This window comes from Streptomyces bambusae, assembly GCF_019400985.1.
GTDB lineage: Bacteria > Actinomycetota > Actinomycetes > Streptomycetales > Streptomycetaceae > Streptomyces > Streptomyces bambusae_A.
Map to the genome: position 1 here is coordinate 1 of NZ_WTFF01000593.1, position 1,864 is coordinate 1,864.

The 1,864-nt window shown below is 78.0% G+C and carries 1 protein-coding gene; it reads right to left on the reverse strand.

What is annotated here, in order from left to right:
* Nucleotides 1-1,864: acyltransferase domain-containing protein (locus tag GPJ59_RS35865; protein ID WP_219672306.1), on the reverse strand; the 1,864-nt coding region annotated here is incomplete at both ends.

Consider the following 1,864-nt stretch of genomic DNA (forward strand, 5'->3'; position numbering starts at 1 on the left):
GGCGGCGGCCTCCTCCCGCTGCGCCGTGGCCAGGGCGACCTCGGCGTAGCCCTCGCCCCCGGCCCGCCAGGCGGCCTTCAGCCCCTGGAAGGCGGGCCCGTACGCGTAACCGGCCGCGGCCGCACGCCCGTAGAAGTCCGCCACGTCGACCGGCTCGGCACCGGCCGGCGGCCACACCGACAGGTCCTGGCCCGAGCCCGGCGCGGCCGCGGGGGCGACGACGGCGCCGGCGTGCCGGGTCCAGGGGAGGTCGGTGCCGTCGGGGCGGGCGTACACGGTGACCGGGCGGCTGCCGTCGGCGGCGGCCTCGCCGACGGCGAGCTGGAGCTGGACGGCGCCGGTGGCGGGCAGCGCCAGCGCGGTCTCCAGGGTGAGGTCGCGCAGCACGCCGCAGCCGGCCTCGTCGCCCGCGCGGACGGCGAGTTCGACGAAGGCGGTGCCGGGCAGCAGGACCGTGTCGCCGACGGCGTGGTCGGCGAGCCACGGGTGGCTCAGCAGGGAGATCCGGCCGGTGAGCAGGTACTGGTCGCCGTCGGCGACCGGCACGGCCGCGCCCAGCAGCGGGTGCCCGGCCTCGGCCAGACCGGCCGCGGAGACGTCGGCGGCGCCGGACGCCGGCTGCGCCCAGAACCGGGAGCGCTGGAAGGCGTAGGTGGGCAGGTCGGCGGTGCGGGCGCCGTGTCCGGCGAGCACGGCCCGCCAGTCGGGCGACGCGCCGCGGGTCCAGGCCTCGGCGAGGGAGGTCAGGAAGCGGCGCGGGCCGCCCTCGTCGCGGCGCAGCGAGCCGAGGGACACGGCGGCGGATCCGGTGGCGTCGACGGTCTCCTGGACGCCGACGGCGAGCACGGGGTGGGCGCTGGCCTCGATGAAGAAGCCGTGGCCGCGCTCCAGGAGGGCCCGGACGCCGTCCTCGAAGCGGACGGTGCGGCGCAGGTTGGTGTACCAGTACTCGGCGTCGAGCTCGGTGCCGTCGACCATGCGGCCGGTGACGGTGGACAGGAAGGGCACCGCGGCCTTGCGCGGGGTGATCCCGGCGAGGGCGGTGAGGACGGCCTCGCGGATCTCCTCGACCTGCGGGCCGTGGGAGGCGTAGTCCACGTTGATGCGGCGGGCGCGGACGCCGTCGGCCTCGCAGGCGGCCAGCAGTTCGTCGAGGGCTTGCGGGGTGCCGGAGACGACGGTGGAGCGGGGGCCGTTGACGGCGGCGACGGCGAGGTCGCCGCCCCATGCGGCGATACGTTCCTGCACGGCGTCGGCGGAGTCGGCGACGGACATCATGCCGCCCTTGCCGGCCAGGGCCAGCAGGGCCTTGGCGCGCAGCGCGGAGACCTTGGCCGCGTCCTGGAGCGACAGCGCTCCCGCGACGGCCGCGGCGGCGATCTCGCCCTGCGAGTGGCCGATGACGGCCGCGGGTTCCACGCCGCAGGCCCGCCACAGCGCGGCCAGCGAGACCATCACCGCCCACAGCGCCGGCTGGACGACGTCGACCCGGTCGAAGCCGGGCGCGCCGTCCGCCTGCCGCAGCACCTCCAGCAGCGACCAGTCGGTGTACGGGGCCAGCGCCGCGGCGCACTCGTCCAGGCGGGCCGCGAACACCGGCGAGGACGCGTACAGCTCCACCGCCATGCCCGCCCACTGCGAGCCCTGGCCGGGGAAGACGAAGGCCGTCTTGCCCTCGATGTCGGCGAGGCCCTCGACCAGGTGGGCGGCGCTCTCCCCGGCGGCGAGCCGGGCCAGCCCGTCCAGCCGGCCGTCCGCGTCGTCGCCGACGACGACGGCGCGGCGGGCGAGCGCGGCGCGCGTGGTGGCCAGCGACAGTGCGGTGTCGGCGGCGGCCGGGGCGCCCTGCCCGGCCGCGAAGGCG